Genomic DNA, 14788 nt, shown 5'->3' on the forward strand with positions numbered 1-14788 from the left:
GGCGGAAGGGCGTTACAAGTTCATGAACGTGGGACCGGGCATCCGGCGCAGGCGACGCGCCCTGGAACTGACGCTCGCCGAGGTGGCACGGCGCGCGGGCGTCTCCGTGCCGTTCCTGAGCCAGGTCGAGAACGGCCGCTCCCGCCCGAGCATGAGCTCGCTCCAGCGCATCGCCGACGCGCTCGACAGCACGGCCGTCGAACTCCTCGCCGCCGCCGAGTCGCCCCGCCCGGTCGACGTGGTCCGCGCGGCGGAGGCCCCCGCGACGGACGGCGGCGCCCGCCCCCTCGTCCGCGGCCACCAGCGCCTGCACGCCCTGGAGTTCACCGGCGACCACGACTGGGACCGCGCGTACCGGCACGCGGGCGACGAGATCCTCTACGTGGCCGACGGCAGCGCGGAGGTGGAGGTGGACGGCGCCCACCACATCCTGGAACAAGGCGACACCTTGTACATCACAGCCCAACGCCCCCACCGCTGGCGCCCATTGAAACCAGGAACAAGAGTCCTGGTCATGGGCGAAGCCCCGTAAGGGGCGCGAGGAACTGCGCGAGCAACCACGCACAACGTCCACTCGCGCCCCGCGCAGCAACCCGGCAGACGCCTGGGCGCCGCCAGGGGCGCGGGGAACTGCGCGACCAGCCACCCCCAACGGCCACCCCAACGGCCACCCGCACGGCCAGCGATCCAGGCAGCCGCCTACGCGCCCGAGAAAAACCCCAGGGCAGCCGAAACAAGCTCCGCGTTATTCGCGGCGAGCGCCCCGTCCGGCAGCACCAGCACATCCTCGAGCCCCACCCGAGTGGCAAGCCCCAGCCGCACGGCAAGCCGCACAACAGGCCAGGCCCCGCCCTCCTCCCCGTGCAGCAACACGGGCCGCCCATGAGCCGAACCAAGATCGCGGAGCAAGGAACGCGCGGCCTCCTCGGCGGCCCCGGGGTCCTGTGCGGTCACCTCGGCGAGAACCCGCAGCACCCGCGGCCCGAGCGGAGACACCGCGAACCTCTCCGCCGCGTCGGTCCCCGAGTAGATACCCGCCTCGACCCCGACCCCCCGCTCAAGAAGCGCCGCCGCGACCTCCTCGGCCCCGTCCTCGTGCCAGTTCACGGACGCGTGATCCGGCAACGTCGTCCAGGACCGGATCCGCGCGACCCGCGCCGCCGGATCGGGTTCGGCCCACGCGCCCGTCGTCACGCCGACCGGCACCGACACCCGCTCCCGGATCGCCTCCAGGGTCGCCGCAACCGAACGGGGCGCCAACGTGTCTTGTCCACAAGGGGTCTTGGGGTGAACATGCACATCCGATGCGCCGGCCGCGACCGCCGCCGCGGCGGCCTCGGCGAGCGCCCCGGGCGAGAGCGGCACCGCCGCTCCGTCTCTCGCCTCTCGCGCACCGTTCAGACACACTTGTACGAACACCATGAACCCGATGGTGTCAGCAGCGAACCGGCGGCGGGGATCGGACACGACATGCCAGTAGCAGTCTGCTCACTCAAGTACGAGTCCGCGCACTCGGGCGCGCAGAAGATCACCCACGACAGCGACGGGTACCACCTCGTGCGCTTCCCGTACGCGACGTCCGAGGAGTCGTACGACCCGTGGAAGATGCACGATCCGGCCGCGGGCGGCGCCACCTCGAAGTACCCGGACGGGCGTTCCGGTCTGATCTGGCCGAGCCACGACGGCTGGGCCACCCTGTCCGCGCTCATCTTCTGGGCGCCCGACAGCCGGGCCACCGAGTACCGGGCCCGCTTCGTGCGCGACCCGCTGAACCTGTCGACCCGCTACGACTCGACCGCGACGACGGACATCTCGGCCACCGGCGGCGGCCAGTACCGCTCGTACACCTGGCAGATGTTCGTGCACCCGGGCACCCCGGTCGGCTTCAAGGTCTCGGCGCGGACCGGTGACACCAAGCTCGCGGTGCCCATCACCCTGGCCGAGTTCAAGCTCGCGATCCAGACGGACGTGATCAGGCCCTGACCCGTCCGGGCGGCCCCGGCCGACCGGAGCGTCCCGCGTCCCGGCGCCTCGTAGAGTCGGGGGCGTGACAGCACACGAGACGCCCGACGCCCCACGGCCCCCGCACGCCACCGACCAGCCGGGCGACCCCGGCGCCGACGCCTCCCAAGGGGGCGGCGGCGCCGAGGAGTTGCCGGCGCGGACCTGTCTGCGGCTCGTGCCGCCCGGGGCCGTCCCCGCCGGGGCCGCAGACGGGTTCACGTACGTGCGCGGGGTCGCCGAGGGGCTGGACCTCGCGCTCGCCCTCGACGGGCCCGCCTCCGTGCGGCTGCTCACCGACCGGGAGGTGGAGCGCGCGGGCGCCGACGCGCTGTGGGAGGCGGGGCGGCGCAACCTCGTACGGGAGCCGCTGCGTTCGGAGGAGGTGCGGCTCGACGGGCACGCCGTCCTGTACTCCGTGTACGGCGACTCGCCCTTCGTGTCGACCAAGGCGCTGATCCTGCCGGAGCTGGTCGCCGAGGTCACCGGGCGCCGGATGCCGGAGGCGGGCGCGCTCGTCGTCGTTCCCACCCGGCATCTGCTCGCGTTCCACCCGGTCGTGGACGGCGGCGCCGCCGACGCGATCAACGACCTGGCCACGTACGCCTTCAGGGCCCACGAGGACGGGCCCGGATCGCTGTCGCCGCGCGTGTACTGGTGGCACGACGGACGGCTGACCTCGCTCACCGTCATCGACCCCGGCACCCGTACCTTCTCGCTGCGCCCGCCGCCCGAACTGCTCGGCGCGATGCGGGCGCTGCACCGGCTCGACCGCTCGGGCCACCTCGCCTCGGACGCGTCGGCCGCCGACACGGTGGACCTCGACGCCCGTACGGCGGCGACGGCCGACGCGATCGACGGCCTGGACGCCGGACGGCCGGACCCGGACGCGCTCGGCGACGCCTTCACCCGCGCGCTCACCCTCGCCCACGCGCGCGCCGAGACCGATCCGGCCGCCGACCGGGTGGAGACCCTGGACGCCTGGGTCGCCGCCCTGCACCTCGGCACCGCCCTGTTCACGCAGGTCGACGCGGTGACCTGCCTGCTCGGCGGGCGAGAACTGACCGTGCCCGCCACCGAGCCCGGGGTGCGCGGTGACGCCCGCGCGTGGCTCGACGCGTTCTACGTCAGCCTGGTCCTGCGCGAGCGCGACCGCACGACGCGGCTCTGCGAGGTCCCGCTCGACGCCCTGCGCGGCGGTGACACCCCGGTCGACGCCTATGTCCTGCACTGGATCGACACGTTGCGGAGCCATTGGCTCGGCCGGCCCGTGGACGACGTCGTGGACCTGCTCGTCGCGACCATCGAGGCGTCGCACCCGAAGACGGCGACGCTCGCCCCGAAGGACTTCGTGAACGCCGTCGACTACCAGCCCGTCGCCCTGTTCCACCGGCTGCTCACACAGGATCACGACGCGTTCGCCGACGCGCTGAAGGAAGCCCTCGCGCAGCACGGGAGCTACTGGGCGGGCTCGGCCGCACCGCGCGCCCGTGTGGCGCTCGGCCCGTTCGCGCTTGCCTGCCTCGCCCACGACATGGAGTTCCCGGTCGCCGTAGACGCGCCGTATCTGCCAAAGCACCTGCTCGACCGCGCCCGCCTCGAACACGTCCCCGGGCAATGGTGAAAGCCGGGGGTGCGGCGGCACCCCCGTCGCGCTGTACGTTCCGCTACGCCGTGACCAGCTGCCGCACCCGCCTCGACTCCGCCGCGGCCGCGTCGGTGAGCACCGGGCGCGGCACGACTATGCCGCAGTGGGAGCAGACGGGGCCCGACGACGGTTCATGGGCCAGGTCGTGCTGCCAGACGAGGGCGGTGTCCGCGCACACGGGGCAGCTGTCGCCGGGTTCGCGCTCCAGGGCCGTGATCAGCCGGCGCAACACCTCGGCCAGCGGTGCCGCGGGGTGCACCGTGGGGTCGTTGCACCAGGCGACGCCGAACCCGCCCCAGGTGAGGCGGTGCCAGTCGTCGACGCTGCCGGGGCGGCGCAGTCCGTCGTGCTTCTCCTTGCGCCGCCGCTGAGCGAAGGCGACCTCGTACGCGAGCCAGACGGCCCGCGCCTCCTCCAGCTCCTCCAGGGCCGCCACGAGACGGGCCGGCTCGGGGGAGCGGTCCTCGGGGCCGAACCCGGCCCGCGAGCACAGATGGTCCCAGGTGGCCCGGTGACCGTAGGGAGCGAACCGCTCCAGGCACTTGCGCAGCGAGTAGCGCCTCAGCGCCAGGTCGCTCCTCGGGTCGCGCACCTGTCTTGCCAGACTTCGGAATCCTGCCATCGCCCTGCACCTCCGTCACACGTACGTCGGCGTCGCCGCAGCAAAAGAACGACGTCGCCGAGTAGACGTATCGACACGCGAATCGGATCCCTTTTCCAGACGGTGATTTTCTGTTCCTGTGTGGATTCCGAAAACGTGACGCATGTTCATCTTCTGTCGTCGGCTAACCGCCGGTAACCTCCGGCTCACCATCGTCGGGAGGAACAGGCATGCGACGACGCATCCCACGAACCACCCTGCACAGAAAGCCCGTCAGCCAGTCCGTCGGTCGGTCCGGCGGCCCTTTGCGGAGAATTACGGCCGCCGCGGCGCTCGTGCTCACCGCGGGACTGCTCTCCCCTCTCTCGACGGCCACGGCCGCCGACGAACCCGCACCCGTCAGCGACTACTGCAAGGGGCAGTGCGCGGACATCCTGCCGCCCGGGGCGAACGGCAGCGCCACGCTCGCCGAGATCCTCGCCCACAAGCTGCTGGGTACCCAGCCCGCTCACGCCGACGATCAGCTCGGCCCCTATGACGCCCTGTCCTCCGGCTACCCCTCACTCACGGATGACACGCTCACCAACTTCTTCAACGATGCCTCCTTCGGTGTCCCCGACGGTCAAGTGGGATCCGTCACCCGCCCTCGCGACGATGTGACGATCACCCGTGACAAGAAGAACGGCGTACCCCACATCAAAGGTTCCACGCGCTACGGAACCGAGTTCGGCGCCGGATACGCCGCAGGTCAGGACCGGATGTGGTTGATCGACCTGTTCCGGCACATCGGGCGGGGCGAGCTGACCTCGTTCGCCGGCGGCGCCCTCGCGAACCAGGGCCTGGAGCAGGAGTTCTGGCCGCAGGCCCCGTACACCGAGGACGACCTGCAAAAACAGGTCGACTACATCAAGAGCACGGGTGGCGCCCGCGGCCAGCAGGCCATGGACGACGCGCAGGCCTACATCGACGGCCTCAACGCCTACCGTGTCAAGTCGAAGAACGGCCGGTACTTCCCGGGCGAGTACGTCCTCACCGGCAAGGTCGACGCGATCACCAACGCCGGTGAGATCCAGCCGTTCAAGATCACCGACATGATCGCGCTGGCCTCCGTGGTCGGCGGCCTGTTCGGCAACGGCGGCGGGGGAGAGGTCGACGCGGCCCTCTCGCTCCTCAAGGCACAGGAGAAGTACGGCGTCGAGAAGGGCACCCAGGTCTGGGAGTCCTTCCGCCAGCGCAACGACCCCGAGACCGTCACCACCATCCACGACGGCACGAGCTTCCCCTACGGCCAGAAACCGGCGAACGCCCGCGGCCAGGCCCTCCCCGACAAGGACTCCGTCACCCGCGAACAGCTCGTGTACGACCGTACGGGCTCGGCCGCGACCGCCGCGAAGTCCGGCACCGTCGCCAAGGACCCGGTGAAGGCGCCGTCGAAGCTGAAGCCGCTCCAGGGCATGTACGACGACGGGGTGCTCCCCGCCGGCATGTTCAAGGACTCGGCGTCCAAGAAGGGCATGTCCAACGCCCTTCTCGTCTCCGGCCGGCACACCGCCTCCGGCCACCCGGTCGCCGTGTTCGGACCGCAGACCGGCTATTTCGCGCCACAGCTGTTGATGATGCAGGAGCTGCAAGGGCCCGGGATCAGCGCGCGCGGCGTCTCCTTCGCGGGCGTCGGCATGTACATCCAGCTCGGCCGCGGCCAGGACTACTCCTGGTCCGCGACGTCCGCCGGGCAGGACATCACCGACACCTACGCGGTCCCGCTGTGCGAGCCCGGCGGCGGCACCCCCACCAAGAACTCCACCTCCTACCTCTACCGGGGCACCTGCACCCCGATGGAGAAGCTGGAGAAGACCAACTCCTGGAAGCCGACGGTCGCCGACTCCACGGCTGCGGGCTCCTATCGGATGCAGGTCTTCCGCACCAAGTACGGCATCGTCACGCACCGCGCCACCGTCGACGGCAAACCCGTCGCCTACACGGCGCTGCGCTCGACCTACCGCCACGAGGCCGACTCGATCATCGGCTTCCAGATGCTGAACGACCCGTCCTACGTCAAGGACGCCGCGACCTTCAAGGAGGCGGCCCAGCACATCAGCTACGCCTTCAACTGGTTCTACGCCGACAGCCGCGACATCGCCTACTACAACAGCGGCAGCAACCCGGTGCGCGCCAAGGACGTCGACATGTCCCTGCCCGTCAAGGGCGAACAGGCCTATGAGTGGCAGGACTTCGATCCGGCGAACAACACTTCGGCGCTGACCCCGCCCTCCCAGCACCCGAACTCCGTCAACCAGGACTACTACATCTCCTGGAACAACAAACAGGCCAAGGACTTCACCGCGGCCAACTTCAGCCTCGGTGCCGTGCACCGCGGCAACCTCCTCGACGACCGTGTGAAGAAGCTGACCGCCAAGGGCGGTGTCACCCGCGCCTCGCTCACCCAGGCCATGGAGGAGGCCGCCGTCACCGACCTGCGCGGCGAACAGGTGCTGCCCGAGCTGCTCGCGGTGATCCGCAGCGCGCCCGTCACCGACCCGGCGGCCGAGAAGGCCGTGCAGCAGCTGGAGGCCTGGGGCAAGGCGGGAGCCCAGCGCAACCAGACGGCGGCGGGCTCGAAGACGTACGCGCACCCGGACGCCGTACGGATCATGGACGCCTGGTGGCCGCTCCTGGTCGAGGCCGAGTTCAAGCCGGGGCTCGGCGCCGATCTCTACCAGGCGCTGAGCGGCCAGCTCAGCATCGACGAGGCACCGTCGGCCGGGCACGGCCCGACCGGTTCGCACGCCGGGTCCTCGTTCCAGTACGGCTGGTGGGGCTACGTCGACAAGGACCTGCGCACGGTCCTCGGCCGCCCGGTGCAGGGCAAGCTCGGCGACACGTACTGCGGCGCCGGGTCCGTGTCGGCCTGCCGCACCGCGCTGCTCACCAGCCTCGCCGCCGCCGCGGCCAAGCCCGCCACCGAGGTCTACCCCGGTGACGACAGCTGCAAGGCCGGGGACCAGTGGTGCGCGGACACCATCGTCCACCGGGCGCTCGGCGGGATCACGCACCGCGGCATCCAGTGGCAGAACCGTCCGACGTACCAGCAGGTGGTGGAGTTCCCGACGCACCGCTGAGGGGGGCGCCGGCGCGGCGGGCGGCCTACGACCGCCCGCCGCGCGAGCCCTACGCGCGCACCCGTCCGGCGCCGAGCACCACCCGCGCCAGCTCCTCGTGGAGGATGTCGCTGTGGGCGCCGGCCGGGGGCGCCCCGCGCCGTACGACCTGGGCCGCGTCGACGCTGACGCACCCCTTGCCCGGCACGCCCGACCGCAGCGCCTCCGCGAGCGTGAGCCGGACGGCGCCCGGGACGTCCTGGATCCCGTCGTACCCCATGGCGCCCCAGCGGACCCCGAGATCGATGGCGCTGCGATCGTCACCGGCGAGCCGGGACGCCAGCGGGTACATCGTGGACAGCGCCGTGTCGAAGTGGGAGTAGCAGGAGACCAGCGGGCCGTCGATCCGTGCCTGCTTGCCCTTCAGCGCGCCGCGGCCCGCGAAGGTGTAGTGCGAGAACGCGCCCTGGAGCAGCGTCACCGACTTCACGTTGCGGGCGGCGTCCGCCATCCCGGACAGCGCGAACGACACGAGCCGCGCCCCGAAACTGTGCCCCACCAGATGCACGCGGACGTCCGGGGCGTCGTGCGCGAGGCGGCCGATCAGCGGCCCGAGCCCGTCCTTGCCGACCTTGCCCGCGCGCTTCTTCATCGCGAAGTACGTGGCCTGACGCAGGAGTTCATGGGCGCCCTTCCACGCCTTGGCGAGGCCGCCGGGCAGTCTGAACTCCGCGAGCGTCGCAGCCGCCTCAAGGGCCTCGGCGAACTGCTCGCAGACCGCCTGCGTGTTCTCCTGGAGCATGGCGGGCGCGGTGTGCGGGGAGCCCTCGCCCTCGACGTCCGCGCCGAGCGCGGTGGGGCGGATGCCGACCAGCTGGCGGGTCAGTCCGCCGAACTGGTCGAAGGCGTCCGTCCCCGCCGGATGCCCGTCGAGCAGCTCGGCCAGCCGGCGCACGACCGTCCCGCTGTGCGGGAAGGTCTTCTCGAGCGCCTGCCGGGTGCCCGTGTCGAGGGTCGTGCGGAGCGCGGGTGCGGGCGCGCCGGTGGCCGCGCGGGCCCGCGCGAAGTCCGGGATCTCCTCGTCGGTGAAGCGGATCGACGGCCAGAGGAGCCCCGCGTAACCGATCTTGGCGCCGGGCGCCAGCGACGGGAACGGCGCGAAGAAGCGGTCGTAGAGCTGGACCGCCATGTCGCGGTCGTTGTTCCAGCCGTGCGTGAGGACGATCAGGTCCCGGACGCCGCGCTCGCGCACCTCGCGCAGCAGCCGGTCGCGCCGTCCGGGCTCCGGGTCCCCGTCGGCGTCGAACACCAGCTCCCAGTAGGGACGTACCTGTACTTCCGGTCCGGCCATGGCCCACCCCCGTGGCAGTAGTCCGTGCGGTGTGCCGCATCGTCCTGCCGGAGCCGGGGGATGGCCATACGCCCGTCGGGTTCTCGTGTCTTTAGGCCAGTTCCCGCTCGCGCGTCTCCGGCAGGGCGAGGACGCACAGCAGCGAGACGACCGCCATCGCGCTCACGTACCAGCCCACCGACGACGACCCGAACGCGTCCTGCAGCCGCGTCGCCACCAGCGGCGCCACCGCCCCGCCCAGCACACCGCCCAGGTTGTAAGCGAAGGAGGCGCCCGAGTAGCGCACCCGCACCCCGAACAGCTCCGGCAGATAGGCGCCCATCGGGCCGTAGACGACACCCATGCAGAACAGGGCGCCGCCGAGCGCGAGTGCGATGAGGACGGGCTGCTCGGTGTCCATGAGCGGGAAGAGAGCGAGCCCCCAGACGACCGCGAGAGCCGAGCCCGCGAGGACCGTCCTGCGCCGGCCGCCCGCGTCGGAGCGGGTCGCGGCCAGCCAGGTCCCGGCAGCCAGAAACAGGCACGCCACCAGGGACACCGCGAGCATCGTGGAGCGCGGCACGCCGAGCGTCTTCGTGCCGTACGCCAGGCAGTACGTGGTCGCCGTGTAGAAGAGGCCGTACGCGACGACCATGCCGCCCGCGCCGAGCAGGATTTCCCGGGGATGCCGCTTGAAGACCTCCAGGGCGGGCGCCTTGCTGGCCTCCTGGTTCTCCATGACCTTCGCGAAGACCGGCGTCTCGCTGATCTTCAGCCGGACGAACAGGCCGACGGCGACCAGGAGGAAGGAGAGCAGGAACGGGATCCGCCAGCCCCACGACTGGAACGCGTCGTCCGACAGCGACTCCGAGAGCAGCCAGAAGATGCCCGTCGCCGCGAAGAACCCGACCGACGGGCCGAGCTGCGGGAACGCCGCGAACATGCCGCGTCTGCCGCGCGGCGCGTGCTCCACCGCAAGGAGCGCGGCGCCGCCCCACTCGCCGCCCAGGCCCACGCCCTGGAGGAACCGGAGCAGGACGAGCAGCAGCGGCGCCCACACGCCGAGCGTGTCGTAGCCGGGGAGCAGGCCGACGCACGCCGTCGACAGGCCCATCAGGAGCAGCGACGCCACCAGGACCGACTTGCGGCCGATCCGGTCGCCGAAGTGCCCGAAGATCAGCGAGCCGATCGGGCGGGCGGCGAAGGCGACGGCGTACGTCGAGAACGAGGCGAGGGTCGCGTTGAGCGAGGACAGGTTCGGGAAGAACGCCTCGTTCAGGACGAGTGCGGCGGCCGTCCCGTAGACGTAGAAGTCGTAGAACTCGATGGCGGTGCCGATGAAACTGGCCACGGCCACGCGTTTCAGGCTCTCCGCCTGGGGGTGCCTGTTCTGTGTGGCCGGGGCTTCATCATGCCTGGTGGGGTCGGAGTTGAGCACGCTCCGTACTGTTGCGGTCGCTGTATCTTGCAGTCAATGGGTGGGATGCGCCGTCTCGGTTTTTGAGATCGTCGCCATGTGCGGGCTGTCGGTGGCTGGGCGCGTAGTTCCCCGCGCCCCTGGCGGCGACTACCTGTACGCCAGATATTTCGCTCGGGTCCTGCGGAATGTGCGCAACTCGTCCTGCCACGCCGCCACCACTTCGTCCGTCGTCGCACCCGCGTCGATCATCGTGCGGACCTGGGTGGAGCCCGTCAGTTTGTCGATCCAGTTGTCCGGGCGCCAGGCGAAGCCGGGCCAGGTCGCCTTCGCCGTGATGAGCAGGGCGATGCCCGTGCGGACCGGGTCGAAGGAGCCCCTGTCGTCCACGTGGAGTTGTACGCCGCCGATCGTCTTGCCCTGGAACTTGGAGAACGTCGGGGCGAAGTACGCCTCCCTGAAGTGCACGCCGGGCAGGTTCTCCTCGTTGGCGCGGGCCGCCCAGCGGCCGTCGATGCCGTCGGCGCCGAGGAGTTCGAAGGGGCGGGTGGTGCCGCGGCCCTCGGAGAGGTTCGTGCCCTCGAAGAGGCAGGTGCCGGAGTAGACGAGCGCCGTGTCCGGGGTCGGCATGTTGGGGCTCGGGGGGACCCAGGGGAGACCTGACACGTCGTAGAAGTCGTCGCGCCGCCAGCCGGACATCGCCACGGTCGCCAGCTCGACGGGGCGGGTCAGGTACTCGGCGTTGAAGAGGCGGGCCAGCTCCGTGACCGTCATGCCGTGGGCCTGGGAGATCTCCCGGCGGCCGACGAACGTCGCGAACTCCTTGTGCAGGATCGGGCCGTACGCGTTCCGGCCGGTCACCGGGTTCGGCCGGTCCAGGACGACGAACCGTTTCCCCGCGAGCTGCGCCGCCTCCATGCAGTCGTACAGCGTCCAGATGTACGTGTAGAAGCGGGCGCCCACGTCCTGGATGTCGAAGACGACCGTGTCGACGCCGGACGCCGTGAAGATGTCGGCCAGCGCCTGCCCGCTCTTCAAGTACGTGTCGTAGACGGGCAGTCCGGTCGCCGGGTCGTCGTAGCGGCCCTCCGAGCCGCCCGCCTGCGCGGTGCCGCGGAAACCGTGCTCGGGGCCGAACACCGCGACCAGGTTCACGCGGTCGTCGGGGTGCATCACGTCGACGATGTGCCGGACGTCGCGCGTGACCCCGGTGGGGTTGGTGACGATGCCGACCCGTTCTCCGTCGAGCAGCCGGTAGCCGTCCGCGCGGAGCCGGTCGAAGCCGGTCCGCAGGCGGTGGCCGCCGCCCGGGGGCGCGGCGCTCGCCGTCCCGGCCGCCGCGAGCGGGGCGCCGGCCGCGCCCACCGCCCCCGCGCTCACCGCGAGCAGCAACCGTCTCGACACGTTCATGCGAAAACCTCCGGCGTCGGTGCCCACCTCGGTGGAGCTGGCATGGCCATGCACGCTAACGCCCCGACCGGCCGCAGGGAACGAGCCGCACGCGGATCACCTGCCGGGAACCCCTTCCCCCACGACATACCGACTGGTTAGTCTGCTGAGGCAACCGAGCCGTTGCGCGTCATGCCGAAGTCGTGTCGAAGGAGACCGATGGTGGAGAGTCTGCAAGGCCAGGGGATCGTCGTGACCGGCGCGGGCGGCGGCATCGGCGCCGCGCTCGCCCGCCGGTTCGCCGCCGAGGGAGCCCGCGTCGTCGTCAACGACCTGGACGCCGACAAGGCCGCCAAGGTCGCCGTGGAGATCGGCGCGACAGCCGTCCCCGGCGACGCCTCCGCGATCATCGACGAGGCCCGAGACGCGCTCGGCGGCACCGTCGACGTCTACTGCGCCAACGCCGGACTCGCCTCCGGCGGCACCGAGGCCGCCGACGAGCAGGTGTGGGCCCTGGCCTGGGACGTCAACGTCATGGCGCACGTCCGCGCCGCGCACGCGCTGATCCCCGACTGGCTGGAGCGCGGCAGCGGCCGCTTCGTCTCCACCGTCTCCGCCGCCGGGCTGCTCACCATGGTCGGCGCGGCCCCGTACAGCGTCACCAAGCACGGCGCGTACGCCTTCGCCGAATGGCTCTCGCTCACGTACCGGCACCGCGGGATCAAGGTCCACGCGATCTGCCCGCAGGGTGTGCGCACCGACATGCTGACGGCGGCCGGATCGGCGGGCGAGCTGGTGCTCGCGCCGACCGCGATCGAGCCCGAGGACGTCGCGGAAGCGCTGCTCACGGGGATGGCCGAGGACCGCTTCCTGATCCTGCCGCACCCCGAGGTCGCCGAGTACTACGCGGCCCGCGCCGCCGTCCCCGAGCGCTGGCTGACCAACATGAACCGCATCCAGCAGAAGTGGGAGGACGCCCGGTGACGGACGCGACGACGGGCTCCCTCTACGCGGCCCGGCCCTGGCTCGGCGTGCTCAACGACGCGCAGAAGGCGCCGGTCCACCCGGCCGCCACCCTCGCCCACGCCTTCGCCGACGCCGTCGGCCGCGCCCCCGACCGCACCGCCCTCGCCTACTTCGACGGCCGCCTCTCCTACGCCGAGGTGGACGCCCTGTCGGACTCGGTGGCCGGGCATCTCGCCGCCAAGGGCCTTCAGCGCGGCGACCGCGTGGCGATCATGCTGCAGAACAGCCCGCACTTCGTGCTCGCGCTGCTCGGCGCGTTCAAGGCGGGCGCGGTCGTCGTCCCCGTCAACCCGATGTACAAGTCGGGCGAGGTCGGGCACGTCCTGCACGACGCCGAGGTGACCGCCCTCGTCTGTACGGACCGGGCCTGGGAGGCGTACCTGCGCGGGACGGCCGCGGACTCGCCCGTCCGCATCGTGCTCACCGCCTGCGAACTCGACCTCCAGACGCGGGGCGACGAGCGGGTCCTGAAGTTCGACCGGGTGACCCCGCAGGCCGAGGACGCCGACGACCTGGTGGCTGTCGCCCGGCAGGGCCACGCGGCGCCCGCGGACCGCCTGCCCGCGGCGGACGACATCGCGCTGATCAGCTACACGTCCGGGACGAGCGGCACCCCCAAGGGCGCCACCAACCTGCACCGCAACATCATGTACAACGCCGAGCGGCAGCGCACGGGCCTCGGGATCGCCGAGGGCGCCACGTACTTCGCGCTCGCGCCGCTGTTCCACATCACCGGCATGGTCTGCGAACTCGTCGCGAGCTTCGTCAACACCGGCACCCTCGCCCTCGCCTACCGCTTCGAGCCCGGCGTCGTCCTCGACGCGTTCACCGAACACCGGCCCGCCTACACGGTCGGCCCGTCCACCGCGTTCATGGCGCTCGGCGCCCAGCCGCAGGCGACCCGCGAGCACTTCGCCTCCTTCGTCTCCATCTCCTCGGGCGGCGCGCCGGTGCCGCCCGCGCTCGTGGAGAAGTTCCGCGCCGCCTTCGGCCCCTACATCCACAACGGGTACGGGCTCACCGAGTGCACCGCGCCCTGCGCCTCCGTGCCGCCCGGCGTCGAGGCGCCCGTCGACCCGGCCTCCGGCACCCTCGCGGTCGGCGTGCCGGGACCCGACTCCGTCGTCCGCATCCTCGACGACCTCGGCCACGAGGTGCCCTTCGGCGAGCAGGGCGAGATAGCGGTGCGCGGCCCGCAGGTCGTGCCCGGCTACTGGCGCCGCCCGGAGGCCACCGAGGAGGCGTTCCCCGACGGGGAGCTGCGCACCGGCGACATCGGCTTCATGGACGCGCAGGGCTGGCTCTACGTCGTCGACCGCAAGAAGGACATGATCAACGCGTCCGGCTTCAAGGTCTGGCCGCGCGAGGTCGAGGACGTCCTCTACACGCATCCCGCCGTGCGCGAGGCGGCCGTCGTCGGCATTCCGGACCCCTACCGCGGCGAGAGCGTCAAGGCGTACGTCAGCCTGCGCCCCGGTGCGGACGCCACCTCCGCCGAGCTGTCCGCGTACTGCGAGGAACGGCTCGCCGCGTACAAGTACCCCCGCGAGGTGGAGGTCCTGCGCGAGCTTCCCAAGACGGCGAGTGGGAAGATCCTCCGGCGGGAACTGCGTTCTCCCGCGGTATGACCCGTCACCTCTCCCGGTGATGGGCGAAGGACGAGAAAGGCAGGTGGCGGCAGTGGCCAGGACGACGGACGGCGACGGCACGCCCGTTCCGCAACGACTCCTCGCGGCCGCCACCCGGCTGTTCGCCGAGCGCGGCTACGACCGCACGTCGGTGCAGGAGATCGTGGAGGCGGCGGGCGTCACCAAGGGCGCCCTCTACCACTACTTCGGCTCCAAGGACGATCTCCTGCACGAGGTGTACGCGCGCGTGCTCCGCCTCCAGCAGGAGCGGCTCGACGCGTTCGCCGACCGGGACGAGCCGGTCGAGCGGCGCCTGCGCGAGGCGGCGGCCGACGTCGTGGTGACGACGATCGACAACCTCGACGACGCGTCGATCTTCTTCCGCTCCATGCACCACCTCAGCCCCGAGAAGAACAAGCAGGTGCGGGCCGAGCGCCGGCGCTACCACGAACGGTTCCGGGCGCTCATCGAGGAGGGCCAGCGGACCGGCGTCTTCTCCACCGAGACCCCGGCGGACCTCGTCGTCGACTACCACTTCGGCTCGGTCCACCACCTGTCCACGTGGTACCGGCCCGACGGCCCGCTCACCCCGCAGCAGCTCGCCGACCAGCTGGCGGACCTGCTCCTTCGGGCGCTGCGTCCGTAAGGTG

Annotated in this window: 12 protein-coding genes; 7 read left to right on the forward strand and 5 right to left on the reverse strand. The window is 71.5% G+C overall.

Annotated features, from left to right (window positions below; all coding sequences use genetic code 11):
* Nucleotides 1-22 precede the first annotated feature (22 nt).
* Nucleotides 23-532, forward strand: a complete 510-nt coding sequence (locus C1N81_RS34775) for a helix-turn-helix domain-containing protein (protein ID WP_394435287.1) — start codon at nt 23-25, stop codon at nt 530-532.
* A 167-nt stretch (nt 533-699) separates the two neighbouring features.
* On the opposite strand, the gene C1N81_RS34780 is transcribed toward C1N81_RS34775, so the two are convergent.
* A complete protein-coding gene (locus C1N81_RS34780; RefSeq protein WP_394438431.1) occupies nt 700-1422 on the reverse strand; it encodes a 3-keto-5-aminohexanoate cleavage protein in 723 nt (240 codons plus the stop codon).
* A 48-nt stretch (nt 1423-1470) separates the two neighbouring features.
* On the opposite strand from C1N81_RS34780, the gene C1N81_RS34785 reads away from it, so the two are divergent.
* Nucleotides 1471-1983, forward strand: coding sequence for a hypothetical protein (locus tag C1N81_RS34785; RefSeq protein WP_394435288.1), 513 nt, complete (start codon nt 1471-1473; stop codon nt 1981-1983).
* 64 nt (nt 1984-2047) lie between these two features.
* Nucleotides 2048-3625 (forward strand): immunity 49 family protein, encoded by a 1578-nt coding sequence (locus tag C1N81_RS34790; protein ID WP_394435289.1) that lies wholly within the window; start codon nt 2048-2050, stop codon nt 3623-3625.
* Nucleotides 3626-3668: 43 nt separating this feature from the next.
* Here the strand turns inward: C1N81_RS34790 and C1N81_RS34795 are convergent, their stop codons facing one another.
* Nucleotides 3669-4271 (reverse strand): hypothetical protein, encoded by a 603-nt coding sequence (locus C1N81_RS34795; RefSeq protein WP_394435291.1) that lies wholly within the window; start codon nt 4269-4271, stop codon nt 3669-3671.
* Nucleotides 4272-4480: 209 nt separating this feature from the next.
* On the opposite strand from C1N81_RS34795, the gene C1N81_RS34800 reads away from it, so the two are divergent.
* Complete coding sequence (locus C1N81_RS34800; RefSeq protein ID WP_394435292.1) at nt 4481-7369, forward strand: penicillin acylase family protein; 2889 nt, start codon at nt 4481-4483, stop codon at nt 7367-7369.
* 49 nt (nt 7370-7418) lie between these two features.
* On the opposite strand, the gene C1N81_RS34805 is transcribed toward C1N81_RS34800, so the two are convergent.
* The 3 genes from C1N81_RS34805 to C1N81_RS34815 form a co-directional block, all read right to left on the reverse strand.
* On the reverse strand, nt 7419-8699 hold the full coding sequence (locus C1N81_RS34805) for an alpha/beta hydrolase family protein (protein ID WP_394435293.1): 1281 nt from the start codon (nt 8697-8699) through the stop codon (nt 7419-7421).
* Between the two features lie 91 nt (nt 8700-8790).
* On the reverse strand, nt 8791-10044 hold the full coding sequence (locus C1N81_RS34810; protein ID WP_394438433.1) for an MFS transporter: 1254 nt from the start codon (nt 10042-10044) through the stop codon (nt 8791-8793).
* Nucleotides 10045-10245: 201 nt separating this feature from the next.
* The gene (locus tag C1N81_RS34815) at nt 10246-11505 is read right to left on the reverse strand and encodes an exo-beta-N-acetylmuramidase NamZ family protein (protein WP_394435294.1); all 1260 of its coding nucleotides are present in this window, start codon (nt 11503-11505) and stop codon (nt 10246-10248) included.
* A gap of 198 nt (nt 11506-11703) precedes the next feature.
* On the opposite strand from C1N81_RS34815, the gene C1N81_RS34820 reads away from it, so the two are divergent.
* From C1N81_RS34820 to C1N81_RS34830, 3 genes are read left to right on the forward strand one after another with little or no spacing between them, the layout of a single operon-like run.
* Nucleotides 11704-12468: an SDR family oxidoreductase gene (locus C1N81_RS34820; protein WP_394435295.1), complete on the forward strand. Its 765-nt coding sequence runs from the start codon at nt 11704-11706 to the stop codon at nt 12466-12468.
* Nucleotides 12465-14138, forward strand: coding sequence for a class I adenylate-forming enzyme family protein (locus C1N81_RS34825; protein ID WP_394435296.1), 1674 nt, complete (start codon nt 12465-12467; stop codon nt 14136-14138). The genes C1N81_RS34820 and C1N81_RS34825 overlap by 4 nt, the downstream gene beginning before the upstream one ends.
* A 52-nt stretch (nt 14139-14190) precedes the next feature.
* On the forward strand, nt 14191-14784 hold the full coding sequence (locus C1N81_RS34830) for a TetR/AcrR family transcriptional regulator (RefSeq protein ID WP_394435297.1): 594 nt from the start codon (nt 14191-14193) through the stop codon (nt 14782-14784).
* The last annotated feature ends 4 nt before the right edge of the window (nt 14785-14788 follow it).

The sequence above is a fragment of the Streptomyces sp. SGAir0957 genome (assembly GCF_043523415.1).